The sequence below is a fragment of the Actinomyces radicidentis genome (assembly GCF_001553565.1).
Taxonomy (GTDB): Bacteria; Actinomycetota; Actinomycetes; order Actinomycetales; family Actinomycetaceae; genus Actinomyces; species Actinomyces radicidentis.
The window spans coordinates 414003-432073 of the sequence record NZ_CP014228.1 but is presented as its reverse complement, the minus strand read 5'-3'; the positions used below and the strand labels follow the sequence as shown (position 1 = coordinate 432073).

At 73.4% G+C, this 18071-nt stretch carries 17 protein-coding genes; 10 read left to right on the top strand and 7 right to left on the bottom strand.

Annotation, left to right across the window (positions count from 1 at the left end; translation table 11 throughout):
- Position 1 precedes the first annotated feature (1 nt).
- Positions 2-1081: a sensor histidine kinase gene (locus AXF14_RS01785; protein ID WP_067939698.1), complete on the top strand. Its 1080-nt coding sequence runs from the start codon at positions 2-4 to the stop codon at positions 1079-1081.
- 169 nt (positions 1082-1250) lie between these two features.
- Here the strand turns inward: AXF14_RS01785 and AXF14_RS01780 are convergent, their stop codons facing one another.
- The 3 genes from AXF14_RS01780 to AXF14_RS01770 all read right to left on the bottom strand — a co-directional run bounded on the left by AXF14_RS01780 (position 1251) and on the right by AXF14_RS01770 (position 4076).
- Complete coding sequence (locus AXF14_RS01780; RefSeq protein WP_067939695.1) at positions 1251-1970, bottom strand: VTT domain-containing protein; 720 nt, start codon at positions 1968-1970, stop codon at positions 1251-1253.
- Positions 1971-2141: 171 nt separating this feature from the next.
- Complete coding sequence (locus tag AXF14_RS01775; protein WP_067939692.1) at positions 2142-2744, bottom strand: GtrA family protein; 603 nt, start codon at positions 2742-2744, stop codon at positions 2142-2144.
- A 63-nt stretch (positions 2745-2807) separates the two neighbouring features.
- Positions 2808-4076 (bottom strand): hypothetical protein, encoded by a 1269-nt coding sequence (locus AXF14_RS01770; protein WP_417862323.1) that lies wholly within the window; start codon positions 4074-4076, stop codon positions 2808-2810.
- A 136-nt stretch (positions 4077-4212) separates the two neighbouring features.
- Between AXF14_RS01770 and AXF14_RS01765 the strand changes: the two genes are divergently transcribed.
- The 3 genes from AXF14_RS01765 to galE all read left to right on the top strand — a co-directional run bounded on the left by AXF14_RS01765 (position 4213) and on the right by galE (position 7206).
- Positions 4213-5499: a 5-(carboxyamino)imidazole ribonucleotide synthase gene (locus AXF14_RS01765; RefSeq protein WP_417862741.1), complete on the top strand. Its 1287-nt coding sequence runs from the start codon at positions 4213-4215 to the stop codon at positions 5497-5499.
- 103 nt (positions 5500-5602) lie between these two features.
- On the top strand, positions 5603-6127 hold the full coding sequence (gene purE, locus AXF14_RS01760) for a 5-(carboxyamino)imidazole ribonucleotide mutase (RefSeq protein ID WP_067939688.1): 525 nt from the start codon (positions 5603-5605) through the stop codon (positions 6125-6127).
- 89 nt (positions 6128-6216) lie between these two features.
- Entirely contained in the window at positions 6217-7206 is a 990-nt protein-coding gene (gene galE / locus AXF14_RS01755; RefSeq protein WP_067939683.1) for a UDP-glucose 4-epimerase GalE, read from the top strand.
- Positions 7207-7272: 66 nt separating this feature from the next.
- Here galE and AXF14_RS01750 read toward each other — a convergent pair whose 3' ends face one another.
- The gene (locus AXF14_RS01750) at positions 7273-8205 is read right to left on the bottom strand and encodes an LCP family protein (RefSeq protein WP_236755847.1); all 933 of its coding nucleotides are present in this window, start codon (positions 8203-8205) and stop codon (positions 7273-7275) included.
- Positions 8206-8809: 604 nt separating this feature from the next.
- Positions 8810-10057 carry an LCP family protein gene (locus tag AXF14_RS01745; RefSeq protein ID WP_067939680.1) on the bottom strand — a complete coding sequence of 416 codons (1248 nt, stop codon included), beginning with the start codon at positions 10055-10057 and terminating at the stop codon, positions 8810-8812.
- 157 nt (positions 10058-10214) lie between these two features.
- Here AXF14_RS01745 and AXF14_RS01740 point away from each other — a divergent pair, with 157 nt between their 5' ends.
- Positions 10215-11123 (top strand): glycosyltransferase, encoded by a 909-nt coding sequence (locus AXF14_RS01740; RefSeq protein ID WP_257721772.1) that lies wholly within the window; start codon positions 10215-10217, stop codon positions 11121-11123.
- Between the two features lie 6 nt (positions 11124-11129).
- On the opposite strand, the gene AXF14_RS01735 is transcribed toward AXF14_RS01740, so the two are convergent.
- Positions 11130-11546 carry a DUF2304 domain-containing protein gene (locus AXF14_RS01735; RefSeq protein WP_084355270.1) on the bottom strand — a complete coding sequence of 139 codons (417 nt, stop codon included), beginning with the start codon at positions 11544-11546 and terminating at the stop codon, positions 11130-11132.
- 43 nt (positions 11547-11589) lie between these two features.
- Positions 11590-12300, bottom strand: a complete 711-nt coding sequence (locus tag AXF14_RS01730) for a glycosyltransferase family 2 protein (RefSeq protein ID WP_067939677.1) — start codon at positions 12298-12300, stop codon at positions 11590-11592.
- A 137-nt stretch (positions 12301-12437) separates the two neighbouring features.
- On the opposite strand from AXF14_RS01730, the gene AXF14_RS01725 reads away from it, so the two are divergent.
- The 5 genes from AXF14_RS01725 to AXF14_RS01705 are packed head-to-tail and all read left to right on the top strand — an operon-like array spanning position 12438 to position 17887.
- Positions 12438-13082: an acyltransferase gene (locus tag AXF14_RS01725; RefSeq protein WP_067939674.1), complete on the top strand. Its 645-nt coding sequence runs from the start codon at positions 12438-12440 to the stop codon at positions 13080-13082.
- On the top strand, positions 13082-14221 hold the full coding sequence (locus AXF14_RS01720) for a DegT/DnrJ/EryC1/StrS family aminotransferase (RefSeq protein WP_067939671.1): 1140 nt from the start codon (positions 13082-13084) through the stop codon (positions 14219-14221). The genes AXF14_RS01725 and AXF14_RS01720 overlap by 1 nt, the downstream gene beginning before the upstream one ends.
- A gap of 2 nt (positions 14222-14223) precedes the next feature.
- Positions 14224-15222 (top strand): Gfo/Idh/MocA family protein, encoded by a 999-nt coding sequence (locus AXF14_RS01715; protein ID WP_084355269.1) that lies wholly within the window; start codon positions 14224-14226, stop codon positions 15220-15222.
- Entirely contained in the window at positions 15219-16502 is a 1284-nt protein-coding gene (locus AXF14_RS01710; protein WP_084355268.1) for a glycosyltransferase, read from the top strand. The genes AXF14_RS01715 and AXF14_RS01710 overlap by 4 nt, the downstream gene beginning before the upstream one ends.
- Positions 16499-17887: a lipopolysaccharide biosynthesis protein gene (locus AXF14_RS01705; RefSeq protein WP_067939667.1), complete on the top strand. Its 1389-nt coding sequence runs from the start codon at positions 16499-16501 to the stop codon at positions 17885-17887. Before AXF14_RS01710 ends, AXF14_RS01705 begins: the two co-directional genes overlap by 4 nt.
- Positions 17888-18071: the final 184 nt, after the last annotated feature.

The following is an 18071-nucleotide window of genomic DNA, read 5'->3' as shown; positions in this document are numbered from 1 at the left end:
CATGCGCGCACGCGCGATGCAGATGACGATGACGGCGGTCTGCGTGGCGGTCGTGCTCCTGGGCGTGCCGCTCGGCGGGGGCTGGATCCTCGTCACCTTCCGCACGACCCGGGACTCCGACTACCGCTCCCAGGTCATCCTCACCGTCATCCTCACCCTCGTCCTGCTCACCGCCGTGGCGCTGCTCGCGGCCTGGGTCGTCGCCGCCCACTACTCCCGCCGGATCTCCGCGCCGCTCATCTACCTCGCCGCGGAGGCCGAGCAGCTCGGCTCCGGGCAGGTCCGCCCCCGTCTCAGGAAGAGCGGCATCGAGGAGATCGACCTCGTCCAGGCCGAGCTCGTCCGCTCCGCCGAGCGCGTCGCCGGCCGCCTCGCCGCAGAGCGGCAGTTCGCCTCCGACGCCTCCCACCAGCTGCGCACGCCGCTGACCGGGCTCTCGCTGCGCCTGGAGGAGATCGAGCTCCTCAGCGACGACCCCGAGGTCCAGGCGGGCGCCCGCGCCTGCGTCGAGCAGGTCGAGCGGCTCACCGGCGTCGTCGAGGACCTCCTCAAGATCTCGCGGCGCTCCGGCGGGGGCACCACCGAGGCGCTCCACCTCGAGGACGTCTTCGCCCAGCAGCGCGAGGAGTGGGAGCCCTCCTTCGCGGAGGCCGGCCGCACCCTCGTCATGAAGGACGAGGTCGGTCTGCCCGTGCTCGCCACCCGCGGCTCCCTCGCCCAGGAGCTCGCGACGTGCATCGAGAACTCCCTGCGCTACGGGGACGGGACCACCTCGGTCACGGTGCGCAGCGCCAACGGCGGCCACGGCGTCTTCATCGACGTCGCCGACGAGGGGGAGGGCGTCGAGGACGACCTCGCCCCGCACGTCTTCGAGCGCTCGGTCTCCGGGCACGGCTCCACCGGGGTCGGGCTCGCGCTCGCCAGGGACCTCGTCGAGGCCGACGGCGGCCGCATCGAGCTGAGCCAGCGGCGCCCCGCCGTCTTCTCCATCCTCCTCAACGCCGTCCCGAAGTCCCTCGACCCCAACAACGTTCTCCCGCAGGGCGCGCTCGTCTCCGTCGGGCGGCGCGGCAGGTTCTGAGGCACTCCGCCTGATCGCGCCGCCGTCGTCGCCTCCGACGGCGGTGCCGTCCTGGAACCGGCTCGTTCGCGTCGGCGGGCCCTCTCGAGCGCGCGCCCGGCCACGCAGGAAGGCGGCCTCACCCACTGGGTGAGGCCGCCTTCCTGCGTGGCCGGGGTTCCGCTGAGGCTCAGGCCTCAGGCTCCGCGCTCCCGCGGCGGGAGGCGAGCCAGCCGCGCAGGCCGGAGATGATCATCGGCAGGATCGAGACGAGCACGATCGCGAGGATCATGACGTCGATGTTCTTCTGGATCCACGTGATGGAGCCGAGGAAGTAGCCGAGCCAGGTGATGCCGAAGGCCCACGGGATCGCGCCCATGAGGTTGAAGGTGAAGAAGTGCCGGTAGTGCATGCGGCCGACGCCGGCCATGACCGGGGTGAAGGTGCGCACGATCGGCACGAACTGGGCGAGGGTGACGGCGGCGCCGCCGTGGCGCTCGAAGAAGACGCTCGTGCGGTCCACGTGCTCCTGCTTGAAGAACCGCGAGTCGGGCTTGTTGAAGATCGAGGGGCCGGCCTTGTGCCCGATGGCGTAGCCGGTCTGGTTGCCGATGACGGCGGCCAGGAGCACGAGAGGCGCGGCCACCCAGATGCTGACCCCGACGGCGCCCTGGCCCACGAACATGCCGAGGGTGAAGAGCAGGGAGTCGCCGGGAAGGAAGAACCCGACGAGGAGGCCCGTCTCGGCGAAGATGACGAGCATGACGCCGACGATGGCCCAGGGGCCGAACCACTCGACGATCTTGGTGATGATGTTCGCCGCGTCGAGCCAGGAGGGGCCGAGGGCGGGGAGCGGTGCGGTGGGCAGGCTCCCGGAGAGGGCGGCGATGGCCGCGGGCAGAGCAGTCACGTGCCCAGGCTAGGGACGGTGCCGCCGCGTCGCGCGGAGCGCGGTCACAGGGGGCGTGTGCGATCGGGCACGTGGCCGCGGTGCGCCGGGCGGAGCCTCGGCGCCGGGTCTCCGCGGTCGTCGCCGGAGTGCGCCGGGGGCCGACGGGCTCCGGGCGCTGGTGGTCCCGGCTCAGCGCCTCCGGGCCTCCGCGTCGGGTCGGTGGCCGTCGTTGGTCTCGTCGCGGGTCTCGGGGACCCCGCCGATCGAGGCGCCCAGGACGACGCCGTCGGCGGCCGGCTCCTCGGCGGAGCCGGTGAAGACGATGTAGTGGTAAAAGAGGAAGCGGAAGGCGGTGCCCAGGGCGAAGCCGACGACGTAGGCGGCGATGTTGTCCGCCAGCGGCCCCGTCAGGCCCAGGATGTGGTGCGTGAAGAGCAGGCAGAACTGCGTGATGAGCACGCCGCCGACGTTGGCGAAGGCGAAGAGCAGCGCCTCACGGGCCGTGTTCTCCTGCGTGCGCCCGCGGTAGGTCCACAGCCGGTTCGCCACCCAGGAGAAGATCGTCGCGATGGTGGCCGACGCGACGTTCGCCGTGTTCGGGTGACCGGCCAGGAAGGCGACCGGGCCGTGCTGGAAGAGGTTGAACAGCCCCATGTCGATGACGAAGGAGCAGGCGCCCACGAGCCCGAACTGGATGAACTCCTTGATCCAGGCGACCAGCCGGTCGCGCAGCGAGCCGGGCGCCCCCTCCCGCTCGTGGACGGCGGGGGAGGGGCTCTTCGAGGTGGTCACGCGAGCGATCCTAGGGGCGGCGGGCGCCCCCGGGCCCCTCGGCGCCGTGTGAGGTCGCCCGGCTCACGGCACCCACTGGACGGAGACGCTGCCGAGGTCCCACACCCAGCTGATCCACCAGACCTGCGCCAGCACGCCCAGGACGAGCACGGCGAGGCGGCCGCGGCGTGAGCGCAGCGACGCGGCCGCGGCCCAGCCGAGCGGTGCCAGGGGCAGGAGCACGCGGATGAGGGAGGCCGTCGGGTCGAAGAAGGCGAGCAGGTAGAGCGCGTAGCCGACGCACCAGCACCAGGCCGCGGAACCGAGCCGGCGCGACGCCGGTGCCGCGAGAGCGAGGGCCGTCACCGCGAGGCCGCCGAGGAGGAGCACCGGACCGAGGTGGGCCCCCGCCCACCAGCCGCCACGGTCGAGCCACGGCAGGAAGGGCGTGAGCTCCGTGCCGCGCCAGGCGGTCTCGGAGGCCGTGTAGGCGTCCCGGCGCCCGGTGGTGAGCCAGGCGATGACGGGCCAGACGAGGGCGGACAGCGCGCTGGCGACGGTGAGGCCGAGGAGACGGAGGCGCTCGCCTGCCGACAGCCGCGGGTCCGCGCGGAGAAGCCGGTCGAGCCACCCTGGGCGGCCCGCGCCGACGCCCCGCGAGGCGAGGAGCTCGAGCAGCCACCACAGCCCCAGGCCCGCCGCGAGCGGCACGCCCACCGGCCGTGCGAGGGCCGCGAGGAGGACGAGGTGGACCGCGGCGAGGAAGCGCCGTCGGTCCGCGAGGAGCAGGACCCCGCCGACCAGCAGCAGGCCCAGCGACTCCGCGTAGGCCACCTGCAGGACGAGCGCCGGCGCGGCGCTCCACACGAGGGCGACGCCCCACAGCGAGGCGCGCCCGCCCACGCGCGGCGCGAGCCACCGGTCCATGACGACGGCGGCGCCCGCCGAGGCCGCGAGGGACACGAGGGCGGCGCGGACGTAGAAGCCGAGGCCCGTCCAGGACAGGAGGCCGGCGAGCCACGGCAGCATCGGCATGAAGGCCCACGCGTTCTGGCTCACCGCGCCGTCAGCGCCGACGGGCAGCGTCGTCGGGTAGCCCTCGCGGGCGATGCGCTCGTACCAGCCGGAGTCCCAGAAGGCCAGGTGCTCCGTCCACGACGGCGAGGCCCCGCCCCACGGTGTCGCCGGGGTGTCCTGAGCGCCGAGGCGCGCCAGGAGGAAGGTGACGAGGGTGGCTGCGGCCCAGACGGCGAGGACGCGCAGCGCGCGCGTGCCCCGCGCTCGGCCCGCGGAGGGCGGGGCGTCCTCGTCGGGGACTCGGTCTCGGATGCTGTTCTCTGAGGTGGCCGGCACGAGCCCAATCTACGAGGGCGGGTAGCCTGAGGCCGTGAGCGCAGCCAGCAGCAGCGAGTCGAGCACCCCGTCCCCCACGAGCCTTCCCGCGGACGGCGCGGGCACGCTCCACGGCGACCTCCCCGTCGTCGCCGTCATCGGCGGCGGGCAGCTCGCCCGCATGATGCAGGAGGAGGCCGCCCGCCTGGGCATCCACGTGCGGGCCCTCGTCGAGGCCCCCGACGGCTCCACCGCCCAGGTCACCGTCGACGCCCCCGTCGGCGCCGCCGACGACGAGGACGCCGTCCGCGCGCTCGTCTCCGGCGCATCCGCGGCCGAGGGCGGGGACGCCCCCCGGCTCCAGGCCGTCGGCCCCGCCGACGCCCTCACCTTCGAGCACGAGCACCAGGACCACGAGCTCCTCCTCGCGCTCGCCGAGGAGGGCGTCTCCGTCCAGCCGAGCGCCCGGGCCCTCCTCCTGGCCCGCGACAAGCTCGCCATGCGCCGCGCCATGACCGAGGCCGGGCTTCCCCAGCCCGCCTGGGCCGAGGCCGCCGGCAGCGAGGCGGAGATGCGCGCGGTCGTCACCGCCTTCGGCGAGGAGAACGGCTGGCCACTCGTCCTCAAGACACCGCGCGGCGGCTACGACGGCCACGGCGTCCTCCTCGTCCGCTCGGCGGCCGAGCTCGACGACGGCGAGGCCGCCTCCTGGATCGCCTCCACCGCCGCGGCGGCCGCCGGCCGCGCCGACGGCGCCGGTGCGGGCGGGGGCGGCAGCCTCGGTGGAGCCGCCGTCACGAGCCTCCTCATCGAGCAGGCCGTCCCCTTCACCCGTGAGCTCGCCGTCCTCCTCGCGCGCAGCCCGCGGGGCGAGGTCGCCGTCTGGCCCGTCGTCGAGACCGTCCAGGACGGCGGCATCTGCTCCGAGGTCCTCGCCCCGGCCCCGGGGCTGGATCCCGCCGCCACCGCGGAGGCCGAGCGCATCGGGCGCACCGTCGCGGAGCGCTTCGGCGTCACGGGCGTCCTCGCCGTCGAGCTCTTCGCCGTCGAGGCGCCGGGCGAGCCGACCCGCGTCTACGTCAACGAGCTCGCCATGCGCCCCCACAATTCCGGGCACTGGACGCAGGACGGGGCGGTGACGAGCCAGTTCGCCCAGCACCTGCGCGCCGTCCTCGACCTGCCGCTGGGCTCCGCCGCCCCGACGGTCCCCGCGACCGTCATGGTGAACCTCCTCGGCGGGGAGCACGAGCCCGACGCCGGTGCGCTCGGTCGAGCCATGGCCCTCGAGCCCGAGGCCCGGATCCACCTGTACGGCAAGGGCTGGCGCACCGGCCGCAAGCTCGGCCACGTCAACCTCACGGGCCGCTCCGCGGAGCCGGCCGACGTCGAGACCGTGCGCGAGCGCGCCCGCGCCGTCGTCGCCGTCCTGCGCGGCGACGCCTGAGCCACCTTCAGCCATCCCCTCCTCCCCGATCCACTGAGTTCGGTCGATCCGCGCGCTGAGTTCGGTCAGCCCGGTCGACCCCGTCCCGGAAGGACACACCGTCATGAGCGAGAGCAAGCAGCCCGTCGTCGGCATCGTCATGGGCTCGGACTCCGACTGGCCGACGATGGAGGCCGCCGCCGACGCCCTCGACGAGATGAGCATCGCCTACGAGGCCGACGTCGTCTCCGCCCACCGCATGCCCACCGAGATGATCGAGTACGGGCGCGAGGCCGCCGGGCGCGGGCTGCGCGTCATCATCGCCGGCGCCGGGGGAGCAGCCCACCTGCCCGGCATGCTCGCCGCCGTCACCGAGCTGCCCGTCGTGGGGGTGCCCGTGCCGCTCAAGTACCTCGACGGCATGGACTCCCTCCTCTCCATCGTCCAGATGCCCGCCGGCGTTCCGGTGGCCACCGTCTCCATCGGCGGAGCCCGGAACGCCGGGCTCCTCGCCGCCCGGATCCTCGGGGCGGGGGAGGGCGCCGAGGCGGAGCGCATCCGCGCCGCCATGCGCGACTTCCAGGCGGAGGTCTCGCGCGTCGCCCACGAGAAGGGCGCCCGTCTGCGGGAGCGCCGCGCCCAGGTCTGAGCAGCGCGCGGAGGGGGCCTCGGCGGCCGGAGAGTCGCCTCACAGACGATCCGCAGACGCCTCACGGGCACGGCGGTAGCCTTGGCCCCATGAGCATCTTGGTCGCCGGCGGCGCCGGCTACATCGGGGCCCACGTGGTCCGCCTCCTCCTCGAGCGCGGAGAGGACGTCATCGTCGTCGACGACCTCTCCTACGGGACCCCCGAGCGGGTCGAGGGCGCGACCCTCGTGGAGCTCGACGTCGCCTCCGGCGACGCCGTCGAGACCCTCACGGACCTCATGGAGCGTCGCGGCGTCACCGCGGTCATCCACTTCGCCGCGCGCAAGCAGGTCGGCGAGTCCGTGGCCCGCCCCGCCTGGTACTACCAGCAGAACGTCGGCGGCCTGGCGAACATGCTCCTCGCCATGGACCAGGCGCGGGTCGACCAGATGATCTTCTCCTCCTCCGCCGCCGTCTACGGGATGCCGCCGGTCGAGGTCGTCCCCGAGGACATCGACTGCAGGCCGATCAACCCCTACGGCGAGACCAAGCTGATCGGCGAGTGGATGATGGCCGACGCCGAGCGCGCCTGGGGCCTGCGCTGGGCGGGCCTGCGCTACTTCAACGTCGCCGGCGCCGGCTGGGACGACCTCGGCGACATGGCCACCCTCAATCTCATCCCGATGGTCCTCGAGCGCCTCGCGAACGGTGAGACCCCGAAGATCTTCGGCACCGACTACCCGACGCCCGACGGCACCTGCGTCCGCGACTACATCCACGTCAAGGACCTCGCCGCCGCGCACATCGCCGCCCTCGACTACCTCGCGGGAGGCCAGGAGATGACGGAGCACGTCTTCAACGTCGGCACCGGCACGGGCTCGAGCGTCCGCGAGGTCGTCTCCAAGGTCATCGCCTCCACCGGTCTCGACCGCGAGCCCGAGGAGCTCGACCGTCGCGCCGGCGACCCGCCCCAGCTCATCGGCGACGCCTCCCGCATCGGCCGCGTCCTCGGCTGGAAGCCGGAGCACGACCTCGACGACATCGTCAGCTCCTCCTTCACCGCCTGGCAGGCGGACCCCAACCGTCCGCACTTCGCCTGACCTCGGACCCACGACGGCGGGGCCGGTTCCCCTCGAGGGAACCGGCCCCGCCGTCGTACTGATCACTCAGCCCTGGTTGAAGTCGCTCGTCGTGAGCGAGCCGTTCCTCACCTTGGCGAAGAAGTCGGGCGCCGTCGTGTCCTGGAGGAGGACCGCCGAGCCGATGCCGCCGGGCTCGTAGTCGAGCGAGGAGATCGGCGGCGCACCCGTGAGGCCGTGGCTCGAGGCCTTGTGGAAGGCCGCCATCATCTGCACGAGGTCGCCCGTGCTCGTGCCCTCGTCTACCGTGAGCGCACCGGTGCCGGCGTCGATGATCGCGTCCTGGCGGGAGAGGTTCACCAGGGTCGAGACCGTCGCGGCCTTGGCGACGACCGCGGCGATGACCGCCCGCTGCCGCTTGGCACGACCGATGTCTCCCGTCGGGTCGGACTTGCGCATGCGGGAGTACTGGAGCGCCTTCTCGCCGTCGACGTCCTGGCAGGTGCCCTGGGAGGTGTCCCAGACGAGGCCGGAGTCGGCGTCGTCGACGTCGTAGTCGAGGCAGACGTTGATGCCGCCGACGGCGTCGACCATCTCCTCGACGCCGCCCATGCCGACCTGGACGTAGTGGTCGACCGTGAGGCCCGTGAGGTCGTCGACCGTCGAGACCAGCAGGGAGGCGCCCCCGAAGGAGTAGGCGGCGTTGATCTTGTTGCCGCCGTACCCCGGGATGTCCACGTAGGTGTCGCGGGGCAGCGAGATGAGGGTGGCCTCCCCGTTGGGAGCCCGGTTGAGGACCATGAGCGAGTCGGAGCGCGCACCCTCCGTGGCGTCCTGGACGGCGCCGTCGGCGCGCGAGTCGGAGCCCACGATGAGCCAGGTCTCGCCGTCGGAGGTGTCCGTGGAGCTGAGGGCGTCCGTCCTCGAGATGTCGGAGTCGACGCGGTGCCAGACCCAGGCGACTCGCAGGCCCACGAGGGCCAGGAGGATGACGAGGATGAGCGCGATCGTGCGGAGCACCGGATGCTTCCTGCGGCGGCGTGACGAACCGCCGGTCCGCGGAGGGCGCTCCCCGGTTCCGGAGAGGCTCGATCGCGAGCCGGGTCGAGCGGGGGTCTCGCCGCCCCTGCTCGGCTCCACCGCGCGCGGCGCGGGACGGCCCTGCCCGCGCCCGGACGAGGCGCCGGGCACGGCTCTGGGCATCGTGCGCGTGCGGTCGGGAGCGGCCTCCGACCGTCCGATGGGGACGGCGGAGGAGCCGGGACGCGCGTGGCTCGAGACGCGACGGTCGCCCTGGCCCTGGGGCCGGCGCTGCCCCTGACCCGGACGGCGCGCCGCCGGCGTACGGCCGACCGAGGGCGACGAGTCGCCTCCGGTGCTCGCGGCCGCCGCGCCCCCGGCCTCGTCCTCGGGTTCCCCGGCCTGCGGGGCCTCCTCCGAGCGCGAGCGCGTCGGGTCGCCACCGCCCCTCGCGCGGCGCGCCGGGGACACCGGGCGTCTGCGGGGGCCGCGCGGCCCCGACCCGGCCCCTGGCCGGATGGAGGGGGGAAGCCCGTCGGAGGATGAAGTCACTGGTGGTGCGCCTCGATCAGATCGGTGGTGCGGTGGTGGAGGTGGATGGGGCTCAGTGGCACTGGGCCGCCGGATCCTCCGTCGCCTTGGTCGTGCTGGCCGCCGCCGGGGCTGCGGTCGTGGCGGCGGCCTCCGCGGTCTGCGCGTCCTCGGCCGAGGCGCTCGGTGTCGCCTGCGCGCTGGGGGTGCTCCCGTCCGCGGCGACGGAGACGGTCTGGGCCGGCACGGCCTTATCCACCTTGAGAGCGGCCCAGACCTCGTCCGCCTCGTCCGTCGGGACGACGCGGTTCGGGTTCCAGTCGGGGGCCTCGTTCGGCATCGTCACGAAGTTCACCTTGTCCATCCCGATGTCCTGGATGGACTGCGCCAGGCCGGCGAGCGTCGACAGCGAGCCGATCCCGGGGGAGGTCGTGAGCGAGGCGAGCGCGGACTTCGCGAAGGAGTAGAGGTCGTCCGCGTTGGTGAGGAGGTTCTTCTCCTTGGCGGTGCGCAGCATGGCGCTCATGAGGTTCTGCTGGCGCGTGATGCGCTGGATGTCGGAGCCGTCGCCCACGCCGTGGCGCACGCGGGCGTACTTGAGCGCCGTGGCCCCGTCCATGAGGTAGCAGCCCTTCTTGAGGACGAGCCCGGTGTAGTCGGCGTCGTCGATGTCCTCGGTCACGTAGACCTTGACCCCGCCCAGCGCGTCGATCATGTTGGACAGCCCGTCGAAGTCGACCACCATGTACTCGTCGATGTAGACGCCCGTGAGCGTCTCGACGGTCTTGATGGTGCAGGCCGCACCCGCGGCGATGGCGTTCTCGTCATCGTCCGTCCCGGCGCCGTTCGCGAAGGCCTGGTTGAACATCTCCGAGTCCGAGCCGGAGACGGTCGAGCCGTCCGAGCTCGTGCAGTCGGGGACCTCCACGAGGGTGTCGCGCGGGATGGAGACGATGTCGATGCGCTTCCGGTCGGCGGAGACGTGCATGACCATCGCCGTGTCCGAGCGGGCCACCGTCTCGGTCTCCGCCGAGCCGTCGACGTCGTTGTCGCCCTGCCGGGAGTCCGATCCGAGGACGAGGATGTTGACCGCCTGCCCCTTGTAGGAGTCGGCCGTGGCCGCGCGGGTCGGTCGGTCCGTGCCGAGCATGCTCGAGACGTCGACGCGGTTGACCTGGTGCTGGAGGTCCCACAGGGCGATGCAGGCCCCGGAGACGAGGAAGAGCACGACGGCGAGGACGGCGATGCCTGCGCGGCGACCGAGGTTCCGACGTGAGTCTCGCGCTGAGTGCCGCGCGTGCGGCGTGACGGTGGAGGACACCCGGCGATCATATGCAGCGGCCCTGTGAGTTGAGGGGACCAGCGCTCCTCCCGGAGGACGATCTTCACCGACTCCCCGCGTGGGCTGCGTCTCGATCCGCCCGACCGAGGTCTCACGGATCCACCAGGCCGAGCCGCCGCCCCGCTACTCTCCTCGTGTGACTGCCACCCACCTACCGGACCAGCCGGAGCCCGCGCCCGCCCGCTTCGCCGAGCCCGGCTCCGCCGAGGTCCGCGTCGTCACCGTGGCCTTCAACCCGGGGGAGGAGCTCGACCGCTTCCTCGACTCGCTCCACGCGGCGTCGACGCAGCACTCCGTGAGCGCCGTCGTCGTCGACAACGGCTCCGCGCACGACGTCGTGCGGACGGCCGCCTCACGGCACGGCGCCGTCGTCCGGGGTGACGGCAGCAATCGGGGCTACGGGGCCGGCGCCAACCTCGGTGCGGCGGGGCTCGCCGAGGACTGGGTCGTCGTCGCCAACCCCGACATCGTGTGGCGCCCCGGCAGCCTGGACGCCCTCGTGGCGGCGGCCGGGTCCCGTCCCGACGCCGGCTGCCTCGGCCCGCGGATCCTCAACACCGACGGCACCGTGTACCCCTCGGGCCGTGCGCTCCCGTCCCTCATCAACGGAACGGGCCACGCCCTGCTCGCACGCGTCTGGCCGGGCAACCCCTTCACCGAGGCCTACCGCGGCCGCTCCACCGGAGGGCTCCGCGAGGTCGGCTGGCTCTCCGGCGCCTGCCTCCTCCTCCCGGCCCGGGCGTGGAGGATCGTCAAGGGCTTCGACGAGGGCTACTTCATGTTCTTCGAGGACGTCGACCTCGGCGCCCGTGTGAGCGCAGCGGGCTGGACCAACGTCCAGGTCACCGACGCCGTCGTCGTCCACGACCAGGGGGCCAGCTGGCGCGCCCGACCGGAGGCGATGGTGCGGGCGCACCACGCGTCCGCCCGCCGCTACCTCAACCGCGCCTACGGCGAGCCGTGGCAGGCGCCCCTGAGGTGGGCGCTGTCCGCGGGGCTCCGCGCCCGCGAGGAGGTCGCGGTGAGGACCACTCCCCGCCGCTGAGCCGCCTCAGCGCTCCTCGTGCCGCGAGGGAGGCGCCGTCGTCCGGGTGCCGCCCTCGCCGGAGGACGTGGCGTCCCGCCCGTCCGGGCCCGGCGCCTCCTCGAGGGCGACGCGACGCGCGAGGCGGGTGAGCCGCCGCTCCATCGCCGCGTTCCGACGGAAGGACGAGAGCAGTGAGGCGAGGAAGGCGATGACGAGGGCGTAGAGCAGGAGGTCCGCGCCGCGCCCGACGCCCATGAGGTGGGCGAGGTCCGTCACGAGCGACGGCGTGATGATCGCGACGATCGCGAAGAGGACGAAGGCCAGGGTGACGAGGCGCCGGGCCGCGAGGTGGCGCGCGCCGCCGGGGGAGCGCAGCATCATCCACCCCATCGCCGCGACGGCGACGATGAGGACGACCTGGATGACGAGCTGGGTCCTCATGCGCGGTCTCCCTGGACGGTCCGGTAACGGGTGGTGACGACGCTCATGAGAAGAGCAGGTCGACGAGGATGTTGACGGAGTTCCACAGCGACTGCCCCTTCGATCGCGAGTAGTCCGTGTACTCGATGCGGACCGGGTGCTCCGCCCACGGCAGGCCCGTCTCCCCGAGCTGGCGGACGATCTCGCTGGCGTGCGCCATCCGGTTCTGCCTGAGGTCCAGCTGCGCGAGCGCGTCGCGACGGATGAGTCGCAGACCGTTGTGGGCGTCCGTGAGGTGCAGGCCCGAGGTGCGCGAGCTGGCGACGGCCGCGGTGCGCAGGATGAGGCGCTTGAGCCAGCCGACCTGGGTCGAGCCGTCGAGGAAGCGCGAGCCGAGGACGATGGCGAGATCCTCCTGCTCGGCGCGGGCGACCATGGCGGCGGCGTCCGCGACCGCGTGCTGCCCGTCGGCGTCGAAGGTGATGGCGTAGCGGGCGTCGGTCCGCTCGAGGAGGTAGGTGAAGCCGGTCTGGAGGGCGGCCCCCTGCCCGAGGTTGATGGGGTGGCGCACGACGACGGCGCCCGCCGCCCGCGCCTCGGCGGCCGAGGCGTCGCGGGACCCGTCGTCGACGGCGACGACGTGCGGGAAGACCTCGCGGGCGCGCTCGATGACGCCGCGGACCACCGCGGCCTCGTTGAACAGCGGGATGACGAGCCAGGCGTCCTCGATCGGCGCGCTCGGCGCGCCGGCCTCCGCCGCATCTCTCACCGTCATCCGTCCTGCCGTTCCCTCGGGTGCACGGCATTCTCGCACGGCCGCGGCTTAGACTGGGCGCGCCCGTCCGTGCGGGAGGGCACGTTCCACCCGCGCCGCGGCGGGCGAGCCGACGCCGTCAGCACACCAGGAGCCCCATGTCCACGCGCATCGCACCGTCCGCCGACGTCTCCGAGGAGGCCGTCATCGGCGACGGCTCGAGCGTCTGGCACCTCGCGCAGGTGCGCGAGCACGCCGAGCTCGGTGAGAACTGCATCGTGGGGCGCGGCGCCTACATCGGCGAGGGCGTCGTCATGGGACGCAACTGCAAGGTGCAGAACTACGCCCTCGTCTACGAGCCCGCCCGCCTCGCCGACGGCGTCTTCATCGGCCCCGCCGTCACCCTCACGAACGACCACTTCCCGCGCGCCGTCAACCCGGACGGCTCCCTCAAGTCCGCCTCCGACTGGGAGCCCGTCGGCGTCACCATCGAGGAGGGCGCCGCGATCGGCGCCCGCTCGGTGTGCGTCGCGCCCGTCACCATCGGCGCCTGGGCGACCGTCGCCGCCGGCGCCGTCGTCACCAAGGACGTCCCCGCCTTCGCCCTCGTCGCAGGGGTCCCGGCCCGCCGCATCGGCTGGGTCGGCCGCGCCGGCGAGCCCCTCGTCGCCGTCCCCGCCGGGGACCCCGCCCACTCCGACGCCGCGCCGCGCTGGCGCTGCCCCGTCACCGGCGACCTCTTCGAGGAGACCGCCCCCACTGATTCAGAGTCCGACACCACCATCCGAGAGGTCACCCACTGATGTCACGCGAGTTCATCCCCGCAGCCAAGCCGATCATCGGCGACGAGGAGCGCGCCGCCGTCGACGCCGTCCTCGCCTCGGGCATGGTCGTCCAGGGCCCCCAGGTCAAGGCCTTCGAGGAGGAGTTCGGCGCCCAGGTCGCCGCCGGCGCCCACGCCGTCGCCGTCAACTCCGGCACCTCCGCCCAGCACCTGGCGACCCTCGCCTCCTTCAACGAGACCGACCCGGCCGCCCTGCGCGAGGCCGAGGTCATCGTCCCCTCCTTCACCTTCGCCGCCACCGGCAACTCCGTCGCCGCCACCGGCGCCAGCCCCGTCTTCGCCGACATCGACCCGGTCACCTTCACCCTCGACCCGGCCAGCGTCGAGGCCTCCATCACGGCCAGGACGGTCGCCATCGAGGTCGTCCACCTCTACGGCCTGCCCGCCAACATGCCGGAGATCCTCGCCATCGCCGAGAAGCACGGCCTCAAGGTCTGGGAGGACTGCGCCCAGGCCCACGCCGCCGCCATCGACGGCAAGCCGGTGGGCACCTTCGGCGAGTGGGGCTCCTTCTCCTTCTACCCGACCAAGAACATGACCGCCCTCGAGGGCGGCATGGTCACCACCGGCGAGGCCGAGCTCGCCCGCCGCGTCCGCCTCCTGCGCAACCAGGGCATGGAGAAGCAGTACGCCAACGAGCTCGTCGGCTTCAACAACCGCATGACCGACGTCAACGCCTCCGTCGGCCGCGTCCAGCTCACCAAGCTCCAGGGCTGGACCGAGCAGCGCCAGGCCAACGCCGCCGTCCTCGACGAGGGCCTCGCCGGCGTCGCCGGCGTCGTCACCCCCGCCGTCCCCGAGGGCTACCGGCACGTCTACCACCAGTACACGATCCGCTTCGAGGGGGCCACGGGCGAGGAGCGCACCGCAGCCCAGGCCGCCCTCAAGGAGGAGTGGCAGGTCGGCTCGGGCGTCTACTACCCGATCCCGAACCACCGCCTCGACTCCCTCGCCGGCTTCGCGCAGGGCCTCGACCTGCCCGGCACCGAGAAGGCCGCCCGCGAGTGCCTCTCCCTGCCGGTCCACCCCTCGCTGACCGCCGAGGACCTCGACCGCGTCGTCGAGGCCGTCAGCGCCGTCGCGAAGGCGGGTGCCTGAGCATGAGCGAGACCGCGAAGAGCCTGCGAGTCGGCCTCATCGGCCTCGGGTCCATGGGGCGCCACCACGCCCGCGTCATCCGCGCCACCGAGGGCATGGACCTCGTCGCCGTCGCCGACCCCGCGGGCGACAAGTTCGGCGTCGCCGGGGACCTGCCGCTCCTGCCCGACGTCCACGCCCTCATCGACGCCGGGCTCGACGCCGCCATGGTCGCCGTCCCGACCGTCTACCACGAGGAGGTCGCCCTCGCCCTCGCCGAGGCCGGCGTCCACACGATGGTCGAGAAGCCCATCGCCCACACCACCGAGGCCGGTCGACGCGTCGCCGACGCCTTCGCCGACAAGGGACTCGTCGGCGCCGTCGGCTACGTCGAGCGCTGCAACCCGGCCCTGCGCGCCCTGCGCCAGCGCCTCGACGCCGGCGAGCTCGGGCAGGTCTACCAGGTCCTCACCCGCCGCCAGGGGCCCTTCCCGGCCCGCATCAGCGACGTCGGCGTCGTCAAGGACCTCGCGACCCACGACATCGACCTCACCGCCTGGGTCGCCGGCGCCCCCTACGCCAACGTCAGCGCGCAGGTCGCCCACCGCTCCGGCCGCGAGAACGAGGACATGGTCGTCGCCTCCGGGCGGCTCACCAACGGCGTCATCGTCTCCCACGTCGTCAACTGGCTCACCCCCTTCAAGGAGCGCGTCACGATCGTCACGGGGGAGAAGGGCTCCTTCGTCGCGGACACCCTCACCGGGGACCTCACCTTCTACGCCAACGGCACGATGGAGAACACCTGGGACCAGGTCGCCAACTTCCGCGGCGTCACCGAGGGCGACGTCACCCGCCTCGCCATCGAGAAGCGCGAGCCCCTCGCCCTCGAGCAGGAGCACTTCCGCGACGCCGTGGGCGGTGACGCCTCCGGCATCGTGACCATGACCGAGGGCGTCGGCACCCTCGAGGTCATCGACGCCGTCCTCACCTCCGCCGCGGAGAACAGGACCGTTGAGCTGTGAGAGCCCGCTCCGCACTGGCCCTCGCCGCCGCCGCGGCGGGGGTCGGCGTCGTCCTCACCGGCCTGCGCCGCCCCGCCCGCGACCCGTGGGACGACTCTCCGCGCGTCACCCTCGCCACCCGGCTCTACGCCCCCGAGGCCGCTGCCGCGGCCCTGCGCCTGCGCGGGCTCGCCCGCGCGCTCGCGGACCGCGACGCCCGCGTCACCGTCCTCACCTCCACCCCGCCCGGCGTCGTCGCTCCCGAGGACCCCGGCGTCGAGGTGCGTTCCGCGCGCACCCTGCGCGACGAGTCCGGCTACATCCGCGGCTACGCCCAGTACATGAGCTTCGACCTGCCGCTCGCCGTCCGGCTGCTCGCCGGGCCGCGCCCCGACCTCCTCATCGCCGAGCCCCCGCCGACGACGGGCGCCGTCGTGCGCGTCGCCGCCGCCCTTCGCGGCGTGCCCTACGCCTACTACGCCGCCGACGTCTGGTCCGACGCCTCCGAGTCCACCGGCGCACCCGCCTGGGTCGTCACCGCGCTGCGGCTCGTCGAGCGCCTCGCCCTGTCCGGGGCGGGCCGCGTCCTCGCCGTCAACGACGGCGTCGCCGAGCGCGTCCGCGAGCTCGGCGGCCGCGAGGTCACCGTCGTCCCCAACGGCATCGACACCGAGGTGTTCACGAGCGAGGGGGAGACCGCACCCGGTGCCCCGAGCGCCCCGTACCTCCTCTACGCGGGCACCGCCTCGGAGTGGCAGGGCGCCGGCGTCTTCATCGAGGCGCTGCGGATCGTCCACGAGACCCGCCCCGACGTCGAGCTCGTCTACCTCGGCCAGGGCAGCGACTGGGACGCCCTCCAGCAGGCCGCGGCCGGCGACGCCCGGATCCGCTTCGAGCCCCTCGCACCGCCCGAGGAGGCCGCTGCCTGGCAGCGCGGCGCCCTCGCCTCGGTCGTCTCCATCAAGCCCGGCCTCGGCTACGACTTCGCCTACCCGACGAAGATCTTCGCCGCCCTCGCCTGCGGCACGCCCGTCGTCTACGCGGGCCCCGGCCCCGCGCGCACCGACCTGCCCGCGAACGACCTCGGCTGGGCCGTCGACCACGACCCGGCCCTCGTCGCCCGGGAGGTCCTCGCCGCCCTCGCCGAGCGCGAGGCCGACGACGCCGACGGCGCCGCCGGCGGTACGGCCGGCCGTGGCCGTGCGAGCCGTCGCCGCCAGTGGGTCCTCGAGAACCGCTCCATGCAGACCGCGCTCGGCCGCGCCGCCGAGCTGCTCCTCGCCGGGACGGCCCGCCGGTGACCGCACCCGCGGGCGGGGCCGAGGCGCCCGGTCGCGGCCCCGTCGGGTGGGTGCGCGCCACGCTCGCCTCCTCGCCGGTCCTGCGCCACTCGCTCACCCTCATGTCGGGGACCGTCATCGCGCAGGCCGGCTCGATGCTCCTGTCAATCCCGCTGCGCCGCATCTTCACCGACGCCGACTACGGGCGCATCGGCGTCTTCTCCTCGATCGCCTCCCTCGTCGTCGCCATCGCCTCGCTGCGCTTCGACATGACGATGATGCTGCCCGAGTCCGACACCGACGCCCGGGTCCTCAAGCGCCTCGCGACCCGCTCCATCATCGTCATGTCGGCCCTCGCCAGCCTCGTCGCCGTGCTCGCCCGCCCGTGGGTCGCGGCCCACTACGACGGCGACTGGGTCCTCGCCGACCTCCTGTGCCTCGTCGGCCTGTCCGTCTTCCTCCTGGCGGAGGTCAACGTCCTCCAGTACTGGTACAACCGGAAGTCCGACTACAAGCGCATCGCCGTCAACCGGGCCCAGCAGTCCGTCGGCTCCTCCGCGGGGCAGCTCGGCGTCGGTCTCGTGGGTCTCACCAACGTCGTCGGGCTGTTCCTCGGCATGATCGCCGGCCAGCTCTACGCCTGGGCCAACCTCGGGCTGCGCGCCAAGGACCTGCGCGAGCCGCTGCCCGAGGACGCCCCCTCGATCCGCTCCATGGCCTACCGGTACCGCAAGATGCCGCTGCTCAACGGGCCCAACGCGATCGTCGACGCGATCCGGACCAACGGCATCACGCTGCTCGTCGGCGAGGCCTCGCTCAAGTCGCTCGGGCAGTTCAACCTGGCGTGGACGATGCTCCAGGTGCCGATGTCCCTCATCCAGAGCGCCATCAGCCAGGTCTTCTTCCAGAAGCTCACCACGCTCAGGCCAGGGGAGATGGAGCCCCTCGTCAAGTGGGTCGCCAAGCGCGCCTTCCTCGCCGGGATCATCCCCTTCGCGCTCATCTACCTCGTGAGCCCGTGGATCTTCCCCTTCGTCTTCGGCGAGCAGTACGTCGCCTCCGGCGACTTCGCCCGGGCGCTCACCCCGTGGCTCTTCATGACGATCGTGACCTCGCCGATCTCGACGACCTTCATCGTCGCCGAGCGCCAGCAGGTCATGCTCGCCTTCGCCTGCGTCTACTGCGCCGTGCCCCTGTCCATCCTCGCGTTCAGCCCCTGGCCGCTGCTCACGACCATCGACGTCCTCGGCGGCGCCATGACCGCCCTCCTGCTCATCAACACCGGGCTCGCGATCCGGGCGGCCCGGTACTTCGACCGGCACCCGCCGGCCGACAAGGCCGAGGCGCTCGCCGCGGAGGCCGTTGAGGCGGAGGCGGAGCGCGAGATCGACGAGGCGGAGGAGTAGCGCTCCGGTCCCGGGGGCCTGCGCCGTCGGGACCGACCTGTGTGGTCGACCGTCAGATCCCTGCTCGACCGGCTGATTTCCAGAAATCAGCCGGTCGAGCAGCGCGTTGGCGGTCGACCACGGCACGCGTGGGCCCCCGGGCCCGTGGAGCGGTCCCGGTGCGGGCAGACAATGCGGGAGCGCG